Raw genomic sequence first — 13460 nt, forward strand, 5'->3', positions numbered from 1 at the left:
CGTGATCCTTGGAATCGGAACGGATCTTGCAAACATCGAACGCATTCAGCGCACGCTGGATCGGTTCGGAGATCGTTTTCGAAACCGGGTTTTCACCGAGATTGAGCAACGCAAAGCAGAGTACCGCGCAGACACAGCCGGTACTTACGCCAAGCGCTGGGCCGCGAAAGAGGCATGTTCCAAGGCCTTGGGCACCGGTCTTCGCATGGGGATCGCGTGGAAGGACATGTCGGTGACCAACTTGCGTTCGGGTCAGCCGGTAATGCACGTAACGGGCTGGGCGGCCGACCGTCTGGCAAAGATGACGCCCCCCGGTTACAAGGCGATCATCCACGTTACACTGACCGACGATCACCCATGGGCGCAGGCCATTGTGATGATCGAGGCGCGCCCGCTTCAAGAAGCGCCTGAGCAGCCTTGACTTGCCCCCACCGGCCCCGCATGTAGCACCCCAACGAATGGAAGGACCGGAGAGAGCAGTATGGCCGAGGAAGCCAAATCAGGAAGCGGTGTCTGGGAGACGATCAAGACCATCGTCTATGCACTGCTGATCGCGGGCGTTTTCCGCACGCTGTTCTTTCAGCCTTTCTGGATTCCGTCCGGATCGATGAAACCAACGCTGCTGATTGGCGATTTCCTGTTCGTGAACAAGATGTCATACGGCTATTCATATGCGTCCTGTCCCAGCCTGATCATCCCCAGCGTGGGTCTGAATATTGATGCCGAGGACATCTGTGGCTGGATGCAAGGTGACGGAAATACCCGCTTCTGGGGCGGCGACCCCGAACGCGGCGATGTAATCGTCTTCCGCCACCCGGTTACAGGCAGGGACTATATCAAACGTCTTATCGGGCTGCCCGGCGACCGCATTCAGGTTCGGGACGGAACGATAATTCTGAACGGGACTGCCCTGTCGCAGGAACCTGACGGCGTGTTCACAGAGGTTGCGGAACCTCAAGGCCCACAGGGGCTGCGGCCTCGGTGCGAAAATGGCCCTGTCGGGTTTGGCGGCACCTGCGAGAAATCGCGATTTATCGAGACCCTGCCCAATGGTGTTTCCTACGAAGTGCTGAATATCGGCAATCAAGGGTCCGACAACACAGGCGTCTATGTTGTCCCGGAAGGTCACTACTTCTTTATGGGCGACAATCGCGACAATTCGGCAGACAGCCGCCTGCCGCAATCCGTCGGTGGGGTCGGCTACGTGCCCTACGAAAACCTGATTGGGCGTGCAGATCGGATTATGTTCTCGTCTGCGGGTCGCTCGATGCTGTTCTTCTGGACCTGGCGCGGCGATCGGTTCTTTAAGGCGGTGAATTGAAGCTTTCAGCCGAGATAAAGGCGTTCCAGAAACGGCTTGGGTACGCGTTTGAGACCCCAGAGCTGTTGGTGCGTGCCTTGACACACGGTTCCGTTTCGTCGCCGACCCGCCCTGACAATCAAAGGTTGGAGTTTCTGGGCGACCGTGTGCTGGGCCTTGTTATGGCCTCCGCGCTATTGGAAGCGGACAAAAACGCATCAGAGGGGCAACTGGCGCCGCGTTTCAACGCTTTGGTGCGCAAGGAAACCTGCGCGGACGTGGCCCGACAGATAGATTTGGGTGCAGTGCTCAAGCTGGGACGGTCCGAGATGTTGTCCGGGGGGCGCCGCAAACAGGCCCTTCTGGGTGATGCGATGGAGGCGGTGATCGCCGCCGTTTACCGTGATGCAGGGTTCGAGGCAGCGCGTGATGTCATATTGCGATTGTGGGGTGATCGCGTTCACAATGTCCAGGCGGACGCGCGGGATGCCAAAACCTCACTGCAAGAGTGGGCGCAGGCAAGGGGGCAAAAGCCCCCGTCCTATGTCGAAATCAAAAGAAGCGGCCCCGACCACGCGCCCGTGTTTACCATCGCCGCCCGCCTTCAGGACGGAACCGAGGCACAAGCCACTGCCGGGTCAAAACGGCAGGCCGAGCAGGCCGCGGCAAAAGCGATGTTGGAGCGGTTGGGATGAGCCGCTTCGCTGATCCTTCGGCGTGAAGATCAGACCCGCACATCAGGTGGACGCAGCCAGCCTTGCGGCGCTATCGATCGAGGTTTGGATCGGCACTTACCTGCGCTATGGCGTGAGTTCGTTTTTTGCCCAATATGCTCTATCCGAATTCACCACAGACCGGTTCGAAAGGCTGCTTAAGGAAGGGAATGACCTTCTGGTGGTTTCGGAAAACCGCGATGGGATCGACGGTTATATTCGCGTCGCTAAAGAACGCGTTGCACCGGTCGAAGGGCTTTCTGACCTTGAGATTGCGACCATTTACGTGCAGCCCAGGCATCACGGAAAGGGTATCGGATCAGCGTTGTTGGATTGCGCGATCGACCATGCACAGGCCAACAACCGAAACTCGATCTGGCTAACCACCAATTCCGAGAACCAACCCGCGATCGACTTCTACCTGTCCAAGGGATTCTTGCAGGTTGGTACAACGGATTTCCGTATCGGGGAACAATCCTATCCAAATCATGTTCTGGCCCTAAAGACGCCAAGTCATATCCAAGGTTAGACCACCCGGATAAAGCCGGTCAGACCGGTTTTCTGATGTTCAATCACGTGGCAATGGAACGCCCAGTCACCCGGATTGTCCGCCACCAGGGCGATTTCCGCGACCTCGCCCTTCAGCAGCAGCATCGTGTCCGTAAGCAGTGGCGGAAGTTTTCGAAGGTTCGACTTGATGGGTGTGAAGACCAGCCCGTGCAGGTGGATCGGGTGCAAGTTGGGAGATTCATTGCGCAGCCGCAGAACATAGCTCTTGCCGCGTTCAAGTGTTGCGAGTGGGCCAACATCGGCCGCGGCATCGCCGGGCCACGGGATGCGATTGATGGACCAGAAGTTATAGCCCAGCGAGCCGCAGAACCCGTTGTCCGGCTGACCGCCTTCCGGGGTCCAACCAAAGACGAACTCGTGCAGGTCTGCATTGGCCAAGTCGGGCATTGCTGCAGGGTTCGCTGGCAATGGCCCAAGCTCGCGCAGGTCACGCGATACGGATGCGCCGACGGCACGCAACGTCGCCATCGGTTGCGCTGGTCGACCGGGCAGCTTGGCCATAAGATCGACGCGGCCACCTTCTTGGTCCGGCATGGCCACCGCGAAATCAACACGTTGCCCGGGGCCGACCAGCAAAGGCGCATCAGCTGTTGGAATTGGCACCTCAACTTCGACAGGGTGGCCATCCCAAGCGATGATTTTCGCATCACCACCCATCAGATGCAGGCGGTATATGCGTGTTGTATCCGTATTCACGACGCGCAGCCTGACCAAATGACCCGCGCCGTGGTCGTAGACAGGTGTTTTTAGCCAGTTCGCGGTATGTACATTTCCGAACGTTCCGGCACGCGCCGCGCCGCGCGGCGTGTAAGCAGGCAGAAAGGCGCCATTCTCATCCAGCCGAAAGTCGCGCAGATTGATCACTTGCTCACTGTCGAACCCGGGGTCCTCAGGTTCGGCAATCACCATGACACCTGTCAGGCCATGGGCCATCTGTTCCATCGTCATACAGTGGGGATGATACCAATAGGTACCCGCATCAGGCGGGGTGAACGCGTAGTCATAGACCTCGCCTTCGCCGATGGGCATTTGCGTCAGATATGGGACGCCGTCCATGTCGTTCGGGATGCGCAATCCGTGCCAGTGCATGGCCGTATAGTCGGCCAGGGTGTTGCGTACCGGCAGCCGCATTACCTCACCCTGCCTGCCATACAAAACTGGCGGTGGCGCGTCCGGTGACAAGCTGACCATGCCGTTTGTCACCTGATCGCGCAGGGCAAAGCTTGCCGGTTGAATGGTCAATTCCTGCGCCCCGGCAACAAGTTCCATGCCGCCCAAACCCAACGCTCCGGCAGTGGCGGTGCTGCCCAAAAGAAACTCGCGACGATTCATGTCAGACCCCTTGATGATGGGAAGCAAACCGGGCTGTGATTGGCTGGGCGCTGGGGATATGATTGGCATCCGTTGCGCATGGCAGCAATGCGACAAATCCCTCTGGTCCGTTCTGCCATTCTGCTATAGGGGTGCGCACTTGCAAACAGGATCGCAGGATACATGACCACACGCGCCGGATTTATCGCCCTGATCGGAGAGCCCAACGCAGGCAAATCCACCCTTCTGAACCGCATGGTCGGGGCCAAGGTCTCGATTGTGACGCATAAGGTCCAGACCACCCGCGCCCGCATCCGTGGCGTGGCGATGGAAGGCGATGCGCAGCTGGTCTTTGTAGACACGCCGGGTCTGTTCAAACCCCGCCGTCGCCTCGACCGTGCGATGGTCGCCGCTGCGTGGGGCGGGGCGGCCGACGCGGATATCGTGGTCCTGTTGGTCGAGGCGCATCGCGGCATCACCGAAGGGGTCGAACGCATCCTTGAAGGACTGGAAGAGATCGGGCAGGGCCGCACCATCGCGCTGGCCATCAACAAGATCGACAAGGTTCCGTCCGAGAAACTGCTGGCGCTGACCAGTGATCTGAACGCGCGCTATCCCTTCGCCGAGACCTTCATGATCTCGGCTGAAAAAGGCCACGGCGTTGACGACCTGCGTCACTGGCTGGCCTCGAACCTGCCCGAAGGCCCCTGGCTCTACCCCGAAGACCAGATCGCTGATCTGCCGCTTCGCATGATCGCAGCGGAAATGACGCGCGAGAAACTGACCCTGCGCCTGCATCAGGAACTGCCCTATCAACTGACCGTCGAGACCGAGAACTGGGAGGAGCGCAAGGACGGCTCTGCCAAGATCGATCAGGTCATCTATGTTATGCGCGACGGCCACAAGGGTATCGTTCTGGGCAAGAAGGGTGAGACCATCAAAGCCGTCAGTCAGGCGGCGCGGGCCGAACTGGAAGAGTTCCTCGACCGCAAGATCCACCTGTTCCTGCAGGTGAAGGTCCGGCCCAACTGGCTGGAAGAATCCGAGCGCTACTCGGAAATGGGGCTGGATTTCAAAGACGGCAACGCATGACTCGCCTTACAGCCGAATTCTGGGTGCATGCCTACCTGGCGCGGCTGCGGTTTCAGGAAATCCCAGCGTTTGTCGTGGCCCATGGTGATGACACAGCCGGCGCGGTGTTGGTCAAACTGAATACACTGGATGGTCATGCGGTTGCGTTTCAGCGCAGTTTCGACCTGATGAGCGGAGAGCGAAAGTGGGTGGAGCTGTGTGCCGGTGCTGAGTCTTACGTCGATGCCGCTATTACCCGCCAACGCAGCTTTGACCCAGACCTTTGGGTGATTGAAGTCGAGGACCGGCAGGGGCGGCATTTGCTGGGCGAAGTAGGGCTGGACTAAACCAACTGACCAGCCCGATCACAGCCAGACTAACAACCAAGTTCGGTTGTCAGTCTTTGTCGCTGAAATAAACGAAACTCATTTTGTTGCCATCTGGATCGCGTGCATAAGCACCATAGAAATTCGGGCCGTACTGCGGGCGGGTGCCGGGATCACCTTCGTTGGTTCCACCATTGGCAAGCGCCGTTTCGTGCGCCTCTCGAACTTCGGCCTCGCTTTGGCACAACAAACCGACCATGTTTCCGTTTCCGACCGTCGCAGTCTCTTGATTGAAGGGTGTTGCGACCCACATGCAACCGCCGTCGCGCAACTCGTAACATACGGCGTGGGGCATGTATTCGGCGACAACTTTACCGCCAATGCGCGGCACGACCGCATCATAGTAGGTCCGTGCGTTAATCACATCGTTCGAGCCGATCATGACATAATTAAGAGACATAACTTCAATCCTGCTTTTGGAACATAAAGCGAACATTAATGCGCGCACCGTTCACACGCAATGCAAACTTTACCGCGCTTCACAAAGGTTGCCGTATCAAAAACGAAATTGGTGCCGAGCGTGTTCGAGGTTGTATCTGGCAGGATAGGCCGGTTTACACCTTGCGCACGTAACGGGCTTGGGATTTTCTGCGCACTGACCTGTTGAATTGACGGAGCCAACCTTGGACTGGCGCGATCACGGTATTCTACTGACGTCACGCAGACATGGCGAAACCGCCGCTATTGTCGAGGTCTTTACCGAAGGCCACGGGCGTCATGCCGGTGTCGTACGCGGTGGGGCCAGCCGCAAGATCGCCCCGACCCTGCAACCGGGTGCGCAGGTGGATGTGCATTGGCGTGCCCGGCTCGAAGAACATCTGGGCAGCTTTCAAGTGGAACCACTCCGCTCGCGCGCGGCGGCCGCGTTTTCGGGGCGATTGGCGCTGGCCGGGCTGAACGCGGTTGTCGCCTTGTTGTCCTTCTGTTTACCGGAACGCGAACCCCATCCGGCGATCTACAAACAGACCGAGCAACTGATGGACTTGCTTGGCCAGGACGAGATTTGGCCCCTGGCGTATTTGCGTTGGGAATTGGCCCTGTTGGAAGAATTGGGATTTGGTCTTGATCTTACGGTCTGCGCAGTAACAGGAGCGCAGTCCGGGCTGGTTTATGTCTCACCCAAGACAGGGCGCGCCGTCAGCGCCGAAGGTGCCGGGGAATGGGCGGACAAATTGCTGCCGTTGCCCCCATGTTTGCGCGGCGAAGGGGCCGCGCCGGACGAAGAGATCGCGCAGGGCCTGCAAACAACCGGCTATTTTCTTGAGCACCGTCTGGCGCCATCGCTGGGTCACAGCCCGCTGCCCGAAGCTCGGGCCCGATTTGTCGAAAAGTTCATTCGACGGCTGTGAACACCATCTCGTGCCCGTCATCGTTTCGCAGGATCAGAACACTTCCCGAGACTTCGGACTGTGTCATGGTCATCAGGGCCGCGAAGAAAAAGCCCTCGGCTTCCAATCCGGCACAGGCTGCGCGGGTGGCTGTCAGATCGTCAATGCCAAACCACGGATAAGGCGCGCTGAGCGTGCCCTGAAAGGTGTTACACGGGGCGTTCCCGGCAATTTTGCCCTCTTCGGGGAAGCGCAAGAGGGCACTGGCCTCATAGGGTTGACCGTCGATTTCCTGAAGGGACCACGTTTGGTCGGCTGCCCCGTAGGCCGCGACAGTTTCGTCTTTATTGCATTGAAACAGGGCCAACAGGGGCAAGGTCAGGATCAAACGCATCATGTGCGCGTCTTACCGCAACGCGGAGGCGGACAAAACAGTTTCAATAGGGGTTCTCGCCGCTTATCAGTTCTTCCCGAACTTCAAGCCTTGGCCGCCAATTGTATCGCGTATCCGCGCGGACCGGTGCCCAGAACAGTGCGCCGCTGTTGCGCCACGGGTCGAGAATGATGCCATCATACATCGAATCTCCCTTGGCACTGATCACGGCGGAATGGTGGATGATCCGGAACGCTGTGGGTGGAGACGTCGCCCAATGCAAATCCAGCGTGCGGAATCCCTCCTGCTGCAGGCGCTTGGTCATCGCCTCGGCCCAGTCATTGCACAGCCCGTATTCCCGGAGCCCATTGATGACCTTTGCATTGTGGATAATCGCGGGGTCTGTGACGTTCCAGTCCCGCGTCAACTGTTGCGAATAGGAATAGGCGATGGTTGCCGCGCGTTGTGCCTCGGCCGCGTCGACACCCGGGTCGAGTGCCTGGATCGCGTGGGCCAAAGCGTCGATATCGCCCTGACCTGCCGTCGGCGGCGCGGTGCTACATCCGACAAGAATGAGGGCGGCCAGGGTCGCCCAAAGTGCAAGGAATCGTCTGATCATGTGTTTGGTGCCAACTGCTCGGGTCCGAGTTGTCGTCTAACGGTGATTGCGACCGGATCAAAGGGGAAGTTTGCGTGATCAGCGAAACCTGACTGAATAAGGGACAGTCAGCGCCGGATTCAACGGTCGGTTACCCCGAGAAGAAAAAGACCCGGCGCAGTGGCCGGGTCAGTTGGGGAAACGGGCCTGCCTAAATGGTCATCCAAGCAGTCGTCGCGCGATGACCTGTGCCTGAATTTCAGCGGCCCCTTCGAAGATGTTCAAAATACGTGCGTCGCACAGGACGCGGCTGATTTTGTATTCCAGCGCAAATCCGTTGCCGCCATGAATCTGCAGACCGTTGTCCGCCGCCGCCCATGCGACCCGTGCGCCCAGCAACTTGGCCATCCCGGCCTCAAGGTCGCAGCGGTGTCCGTGATCCTTTTCCCAGGCCGAGAAATAGGTCAACTGGCGTGCGATCATGATCTCAACCGCCATCATCGCCAGCTTGCCCGAAACACGCGGGAAGTGGATCAACGACTTGCCGAACTGTTTGCGGTCCTGCGCGTACTGCATCGCGATATCCAAGGCGCTTTGCGCGACACCGATGGCCCGCGCGGCAGTTTGAATGCGGGCGGATTCGAAGGTTTCCATCAGCTGTTTGAAGCCTTTGCCCTCTTCACCGCCCAGAAGGTTCTCGGCCTTGACGTGGAAACCGTCAAAACCAAGCTCGTATTCCTTCATTCCGCGATAGCCCAAAACCTCAATCTCGCCACCGGTCATGCCCGGGGTAGGGAAGGGGGCGTCATCCGTCCCAGGTGTCTTTTCGGCCAAAAACATCGACAGACCGCGATGATCGGTTGTGTCAGGATTGGTGCGGGCCAGCAGCGTCATCACATGGGTGCGCGCCGCATGGGTGATCCATGTCTTGTTGCCGGTAATCTGATAGTCGCCGTTTTCGTCCTTAACGGCGCGGGTACGAAGGCTGCCAAGGTCCGACCCGGTATTTGGCTCGGTGAACACAGCGGTTGGCAATATTTCGGCGCTGGCGAGTTTTGGCAACCAGTTTGCCTTTTGCTCATCTGTGCCGCCCGCAAGTATCAACTCGGCCGCAATCTCTGACCGCGTGCCCAGCGATCCGACACCGATGTACCCGCGCGAAAGCTCCTCAGAGACAACGCACATCGACGCTTTTGACAAGCCGAAGCCACCGAACTCTTCCGGGATGGTCAATCCAAACACACCCATTTCGGCGAGTTCCTCAATGATCTCGATCGGGATCAACTCGTCCTTGAGGTGCCAATCATGCGCGTTTGGCTCCACCTTTTCCTGCGCATAACGCCGGAACTGCTCGCGGATCATTTCCAGCTCTTCATCCAATCCGGATGCGCCATACATCGTCGAGCCCGCCTGATCCTGCATCAGTTCAACCAACCGGGTGCGCGCAGCCTGAGAATTGCCCTGTGCCATCAGCGTCTGTACTTCGGAGCATTCGAAGCCAGACAATGCATCCCATCCCAGGCCCAGATCCTGCAGCCGGACAACTTCGCCCTGGTTCATTGGAATTCCACCGGCGACCTGGTGCAGGTACTCGCCAAAGGCGATCTGAAGCAAAAGCTGTTCCATCTCGCCGAACTTGCCGTCCGACGACAAAGCCTCGGCCCATCGCTGCATTTGCTTTAGCGACTGGTGATAGGTGGCCAGCCAGGCAAGACCATGCGCGGCGGTCTGGTGTTCCTCGATCAATGCACCCGAGATACGTCCGTCGCTCGTCACCATCGAACGCACCGAGGCGCACGCACGGTCATAAACAGCCTCAACCGCGGGAACGGCCTTTTGCGTCAGCGCCAGAAGGTCGGGCAGAACTGCAGTTTGCGTCGCGCTGGTCATATCTTGTCCGTCATGGGCCATGAATCATGTCCTTCTTAGGGTCGTCTGGTCATAGCACGCTGCAAGTGCAGCGCAACAAAAATGCGCAAGACTCAAGGAAAAAGTTCAAAAATTACGTGACGATTTTGGCGGTGCAGAGAATTCACGGAGTGCTATGAAGGGGCATGTCACTGTTTTCTCTTATGTCTCCAACAGAATTTGTTTTTGCTCTGGCAGTCGCCTTTGTCGCCGGGTGGATCAAAGGGATGGTCGGCTTCGCGCTGCCGATGGTCATAATTTCTGGACTGAGTGTGTTTTTGCCGCCAAGCTTGGCACTGGCTGGTTTGATTTTGCCAACGCTGGCGACAAACGCGCAACAAGCTTTTCAAGAAGGCGCGTCTGCGGCGTTTGGATCAATTCGCAAGTTCCGGGTATTTCTGCTGACTGGATTGTTGTGTCTGTTAACAAGCGCGCAGTTGGTGAGCTTTCTGTCTGCATCCAGCTTCCTGCTGATCATCGGGATACCGGTATCTTTTTTCGCATTGATCCAATTGTTGGGACTAAAGCTGGTTCTGAACAAACCCTCTGCCCGGGTCGAGGCTACTGCTGGCGCCATTGCAGGCGTCATCGGCGGGATATCCGGAGTATGGGGGCCGCCAACCGTAGCCTATCTGACGGCGCTGAACACACCAAAGAAGGATCAGATGCGCGTTCAAGGTGTGATTTACGGGCTTGGGTCCGTGGCGCTGGTTATTGCGCATGTTGGATCAGGGATTCTCTGGGGGCAGTCTGCCGTCTTTTCGGCCACTTTGGTCCTGCCCGCGATGGCAGGGATGTGGTGCGGGTTGCGCTTGCAGGATCGCATTGATCAGGCCGCGTTTCGCAGGCTGACACTGCTGGTTTTGCTGGTCGCAGGGCTCAACCTGTTGCGGCGCGGGCTTGTCGGCTGATTGATCAACTGCGCCTGTCAATGAACCGGAAGGTGAGATAGAGGCCCAGCATCAGGAAAAACAGACCGGAAATATCACCGATCAGAAAAGCAATGTACTCGGCCATGGAACTGCCAAACGCCATGTTGGTCAGGGCCGAGACCAGGAATGAGGTCACAATCCCGACCACCATGATACACAACCAGCATGGTTTGCGATCCGGACTTGGGAACAGGTCCCAACCTGCCCATTTACAGGCGTAAAGCACAGCAGGGACCGTTGTCACGGCAATACCAATCGCCAGCAGCCGATTTGGCAGGAAAACGTCCCAGCCGCCGACCATGGCGAAAACCAGGAACACACCCGGCAACAGTGCAAAAATTGCGCGCCATCCCAACAGCCAAGCGGCCAAGACCCGTACGCCATGCGGCAGAAACAACAGGCTCGCATGGCTGGGGTATTCCGGGAAGAACACGTTCTGCAATGGCATCAGCACTTCGAACGTCAAAATCGAAGCCGCGAAATAGGCAGACGACGCCAGTACCGTGTCTAAGGCCCAACCCTTCAACTGCACGGCGCTGTTATGCCAAATACGCGCTACTTGGGGGCATGTACGATGTATCGCCCCCGATTTGCGCTACCGCTTTGCGACATGTAGCCCTTTTGCACCAAAGACTTCAGCGCGCGAAAAAAGGTCGGGCGCGATACGCTGGATACCAGCGTATGTTCGATCAACCCGAATGTACGAACTTCCCGACCGGTTTTGGAAAGCTCCTCGGCAGCGTAGTAAATATCGCGCTCAACCGGAGAGAGTTCTTCAAGTCCCAACGTACGTTCCATGCTTTGCATGAGCTTACGCAATTCGGTCAGTTTCGAAATTTCAGTCATTACTTACCCATCTTAGTTGGTGCCTTGTGCTGTTAATCGGCCCACCTGAAGACGGCCTAAATTGGCAGTCTCCAAGTATCATATTGACACCGGTTCCCCTCTTAGTACTCTTCCTTATCAATTAGGTAGCCCGACGGAATGCAATTGAGTGAATTTGCCCGAGCTGCCCAAAGGTATTTTAGTTGAAGCCCGGCGCGTCAGCGCCGGGTATTTTTTGTCTTTCGACGTGGACGGAATACCTCAAATCGCGCTTTTCAGCAACGCGTATGTCCGCACGCGTTTGGGTTTCGACCTTAACGTGCTGGTCTAACGCCCGTGACATCCCCGACCTGGCCAAAAAAAGACGACCAGCGGGCCCGCGCTGGTCGTTGAATTTGTCTCGGACGGTGATGGATTCCATCACCCGATTGCGACGGCTTTGATATCCTCGTCGATGAACGGCAAATATTGCTCGAAGTTCTCGGAGAACATTTGAACCAGTTTCTCGGCCTGCTTGTCGAACGCTGCCTGATCGTCCCAGGTGCGTCGCGGGTCCAGCAGAACTTCGGGCACGCCGGGCACGGAAACCGGAACATCAAACCCGAAATTCGCGTCCTTGCGGAATTCAGCATCCGCCAGAGACCCCTCAAGTGCTGCGGTCAGCAACGCGCGCGTTGCCTTGATCGGCATCCGGCTGCCTACGCCGTATGCGCCACCGGTCCAGCCTGTGTTGACCAACCAGCAGGTCGCGCCGTGCTGGGCGATCTTGTCACGCAGCAGATTGCCGTAGGCCTCGGGGCGGCGCGGCATAAACGGGGCACCAAAGCAGGTTGAGAAAGTCGGTTGCGGCTCGGTCACGCCGCGTTCTGTTCCGGCGACTTTGGACGTGAAGCCGGACAGGAAGTGATACATCGCCTGCGCCGGGGTCAACCGGGCAATCGGAGGCAGCACACCGAACGCGTCGCAGGTCAGCATTATGATGTTCTTGGGATGGCCACCAAGCGCCGTGCTGGATGCATTCGAAATGTATTCGAGCGGATAGGCACAGCGCATGTTCGCGGTGAGCGAGTCATCGTCGAAATCCAGTTCCTTGGTTTCGGGGTCGAAAACCATGTTCTCGATTACAGTGCCGAATTTCGAAGTGGTGGCATAAATCTCGGGCTCGGCTTCGGCGTTTAGATTTATGGTCTTGGCATAACAGCCACCTTCAAAGTTAAAGGTGCCGCGATCAGACCAGCCATGTTCGTCATCGCCGATCAGAACCCGCGCGGGGTCGGCTGACAATGTGGTCTTGCCGGTGCCGGACAAACCGAAAAACACGGCCGTGTCGACGGGATTGCCGACCGCGTGATTGGCCGAGCAATGCATCGGCATGACGCCTTTTTCGGGCAGCATATAGTTCAGCAACGTAAACACGGATTTCTTGTTTTCACCCGCATATTCGGTGCCGCCGATCAGGATAAGCTTGCGGTCAAAGTTCAGCGCGATCACTGTTTCGCTGCGGCAGCCATGTTTGGCCGGATCGGCTTTGAAGCTTGGGCAGTTGATGATTGTGAAGTCTGCGGTGAACTCATCCAGATCTTCGCGGTCCGGACGGCGCAGCAGATGGCGGATGAACAGGTTGTGCCAGGCCAGTTCGGTCACCATGCGCACATTGATGGAATAGGTCGGATCGGCGCCGCCGACGAGGTCCTGAACGAAATAGTCGCGGCCCTTCATGTGCGCAAGCATGTCTTGATAAAGCGCTTCGAACCCTTCGGGGCTCATCGCGGCATTGTTTTCCCACCAGATATTCTCGGCAACACTGTCGGTCTTTACGACATGTTTGTCCTTGGGGGATCGGCCAGTGAATTTGCCGGTGGTGACCAGAAATGCGCCGCCGTTGCCAAGAGTACCTTCACCGCGCTTCAGCGCCTCTTCAATCAGCGCCGGTTCCATGTAGTTGTAATAGACATTGCCCAGACCCTCGATGCCCTGATCTTCGAGGCGGAATTGCGGGTTAACCCGTCCAGATGTCATGTTTGTCTTCTCCTGTGGCGGCGCGTCGGCGGTTGGGCCGGGGTGCGCTCTTGGGGCATTCGTGCCGGGGAATTCCGGCGGACACGGCCTCTTATCACGGTCATTTGGGGCATGAACAGGACGGTT

General features: G+C 57.8%; 16 protein-coding genes. 8 read left to right on the forward strand and 8 right to left on the reverse strand.

What is annotated here, in order from left to right; genetic code table 11:
• Window position 1: 1 nt before the first annotated feature.
• From acpS to RA28_RS20305, 4 genes are read left to right on the forward strand one after another with little or no spacing between them, the layout of a single operon-like run.
• A complete protein-coding gene (acpS, locus tag RA28_RS20290) occupies window positions 2–421 on the forward strand; it encodes a holo-ACP synthase (protein WP_039532778.1) in 420 nt (139 codons plus the stop codon).
• Between the two features lie 60 nt (window positions 422–481).
• Window positions 482–1321 carry a signal peptidase I gene (gene lepB, locus RA28_RS20295; protein WP_039532781.1) on the forward strand — a complete coding sequence of 280 codons (840 nt, stop codon included), beginning with the start codon at window positions 482–484 and terminating at the stop codon, window positions 1319–1321.
• Window positions 1318–1995, forward strand: coding sequence for a ribonuclease III (gene rnc, locus RA28_RS20300; protein ID WP_039532784.1), 678 nt, complete (start codon window positions 1318–1320; stop codon window positions 1993–1995). Before lepB ends, rnc begins: the two co-directional genes overlap by 4 nt.
• 22 nt (window positions 1996–2017) lie before the next feature.
• A complete protein-coding gene (locus tag RA28_RS20305) occupies window positions 2018–2542 on the forward strand; it encodes a GNAT family N-acetyltransferase (protein ID WP_039532787.1) in 525 nt (174 codons plus the stop codon).
• Here the strand turns inward: RA28_RS20305 and RA28_RS20310 are convergent.
• A complete protein-coding gene (locus RA28_RS20310) occupies window positions 2539–3915 on the reverse strand; it encodes a multicopper oxidase family protein (RefSeq protein WP_039532967.1) in 1377 nt (458 codons plus the stop codon). The two genes, RA28_RS20305 and RA28_RS20310, sit on opposite strands and share 4 nt — an antisense overlap.
• A gap of 162 nt (window positions 3916–4077) precedes the next feature.
• Between RA28_RS20310 and era the strand changes: the two genes are divergently transcribed.
• On the forward strand, window positions 4078–4986 hold the full coding sequence (gene era, locus RA28_RS20315) for a GTPase Era (RefSeq protein WP_039532789.1): 909 nt from the start codon (window positions 4078–4080) through the stop codon (window positions 4984–4986).
• Window positions 4983–5312 carry a DUF1491 family protein gene (locus RA28_RS20320; protein ID WP_039532791.1) on the forward strand — a complete coding sequence of 110 codons (330 nt, stop codon included), beginning with the start codon at window positions 4983–4985 and terminating at the stop codon, window positions 5310–5312. Before era ends, RA28_RS20320 begins: the two co-directional genes overlap by 4 nt.
• Before the next feature lie 49 nt (window positions 5313–5361).
• Here RA28_RS20320 and RA28_RS20325 read toward each other — a convergent pair whose 3' ends face one another.
• A complete protein-coding gene (locus RA28_RS20325; RefSeq protein ID WP_039532968.1) occupies window positions 5362–5751 on the reverse strand; it encodes a VOC family protein in 390 nt (129 codons plus the stop codon).
• A 223-nt stretch (window positions 5752–5974) separates the two neighbouring features.
• Here RA28_RS20325 and recO point away from each other — a divergent pair, with 223 nt between their 5' ends.
• Window positions 5975–6700: a DNA repair protein RecO gene (recO, locus tag RA28_RS20330; protein ID WP_039532970.1), complete on the forward strand. Its 726-nt coding sequence runs from the start codon at window positions 5975–5977 to the stop codon at window positions 6698–6700.
• On the opposite strand, the gene RA28_RS20335 is transcribed toward recO, so the two are convergent.
• The 3 genes from RA28_RS20335 to RA28_RS20345 all read right to left on the reverse strand — a co-directional run bounded on the left by RA28_RS20335 (window position 6684) and on the right by RA28_RS20345 (window position 9561).
• Window positions 6684–7076: an META domain-containing protein gene (locus tag RA28_RS20335; RefSeq protein ID WP_039532793.1), complete on the reverse strand. Its 393-nt coding sequence runs from the start codon at window positions 7074–7076 to the stop codon at window positions 6684–6686. The two genes, recO and RA28_RS20335, sit on opposite strands and share 17 nt — an antisense overlap.
• Before the next feature lie 40 nt (window positions 7077–7116).
• On the reverse strand, window positions 7117–7671 hold the full coding sequence (locus RA28_RS20340; protein ID WP_342585427.1) for a hypothetical protein: 555 nt from the start codon (window positions 7669–7671) through the stop codon (window positions 7117–7119).
• 198 nt (window positions 7672–7869) lie between these two features.
• Entirely contained in the window at window positions 7870–9561 is a 1692-nt protein-coding gene (locus RA28_RS20345; RefSeq protein WP_039532796.1) for an acyl-CoA dehydrogenase family protein, read from the reverse strand.
• 143 nt (window positions 9562–9704) lie between these two features.
• On the opposite strand from RA28_RS20345, the gene RA28_RS20350 reads away from it, so the two are divergent.
• Window positions 9705–10469 carry a sulfite exporter TauE/SafE family protein gene (locus RA28_RS20350; RefSeq protein ID WP_039532798.1) on the forward strand — a complete coding sequence of 255 codons (765 nt, stop codon included), beginning with the start codon at window positions 9705–9707 and terminating at the stop codon, window positions 10467–10469.
• A 4-nt stretch (window positions 10470–10473) separates the two neighbouring features.
• On the opposite strand, the gene RA28_RS20355 is transcribed toward RA28_RS20350, so the two are convergent.
• The 3 genes from RA28_RS20355 to RA28_RS20370 form a co-directional block, all read right to left on the reverse strand.
• Window positions 10474–11022 (reverse strand): hypothetical protein, encoded by a 549-nt coding sequence (locus RA28_RS20355; RefSeq protein WP_342585428.1) that lies wholly within the window; start codon window positions 11020–11022, stop codon window positions 10474–10476.
• Window positions 11023–11045: 23 nt separating this feature from the next.
• A complete protein-coding gene (locus tag RA28_RS20360; protein ID WP_039532801.1) occupies window positions 11046–11336 on the reverse strand; it encodes a hypothetical protein in 291 nt (96 codons plus the stop codon).
• Between the two features lie 399 nt (window positions 11337–11735).
• Window positions 11736–13334, reverse strand: a complete 1599-nt coding sequence (locus RA28_RS20370; RefSeq protein ID WP_039532975.1) for a phosphoenolpyruvate carboxykinase — start codon at window positions 13332–13334, stop codon at window positions 11736–11738.
• Window positions 13335–13460 lie beyond the last annotated feature (126 nt).

Source organism: Ruegeria sp. ANG-S4 (genome assembly GCF_000814005.1).
Lineage (GTDB): Bacteria > Pseudomonadota > Alphaproteobacteria > Rhodobacterales > Rhodobacteraceae > Ruegeria.

Excerpts from the sequence above, each read along its gene's own strand:
- RA28_RS20320 (WP_039532791.1), top strand. The coding sequence starts at position 4,983 with ATGACTCGCCTTACAGCCGAATTCTGGGTGCATGCCTACCTGGCGCGG.
- era (WP_039532789.1), top strand. The coding sequence starts at position 4,078 with ATGACCACACGCGCCGGATTTATCGCCCTGATCGGAGAGCCCAACGCA.
- RA28_RS20345 (WP_039532796.1), bottom strand. The coding sequence starts at position 9,561 with ATGGCCCATGACGGACAAGATATGACCAGCGCGACGCAAACTGCAGTT.
- RA28_RS20350 (WP_039532798.1), top strand. The coding sequence starts at position 9,705 with ATGTCACTGTTTTCTCTTATGTCTCCAACAGAATTTGTTTTTGCTCTG.
- RA28_RS20310 (WP_039532967.1), bottom strand. The coding sequence starts at position 3,915 with ATGAATCGTCGCGAGTTTCTTTTGGGCAGCACCGCCACTGCCGGAGCG.
- RA28_RS20360 (WP_039532801.1), bottom strand. The coding sequence starts at position 11,336 with ATGACTGAAATTTCGAAACTGACCGAATTGCGTAAGCTCATGCAAAGC.
- lepB (WP_039532781.1), top strand. The coding sequence starts at position 482 with ATGGCCGAGGAAGCCAAATCAGGAAGCGGTGTCTGGGAGACGATCAAG.
- RA28_RS20335 (WP_039532793.1), bottom strand. The coding sequence starts at position 7,076 with ATGATGCGTTTGATCCTGACCTTGCCCCTGTTGGCCCTGTTTCAATGC.
- RA28_RS20325 (WP_039532968.1), bottom strand. The coding sequence starts at position 5,751 with ATGTCTCTTAATTATGTCATGATCGGCTCGAACGATGTGATTAACGCA.
- RA28_RS20340 (WP_342585427.1), bottom strand. The coding sequence starts at position 7,671 with ATGATCAGACGATTCCTTGCACTTTGGGCGACCCTGGCCGCCCTCATT.
- RA28_RS20370 (WP_039532975.1), bottom strand. The coding sequence starts at position 13,334 with ATGACATCTGGACGGGTTAACCCGCAATTCCGCCTCGAAGATCAGGGC.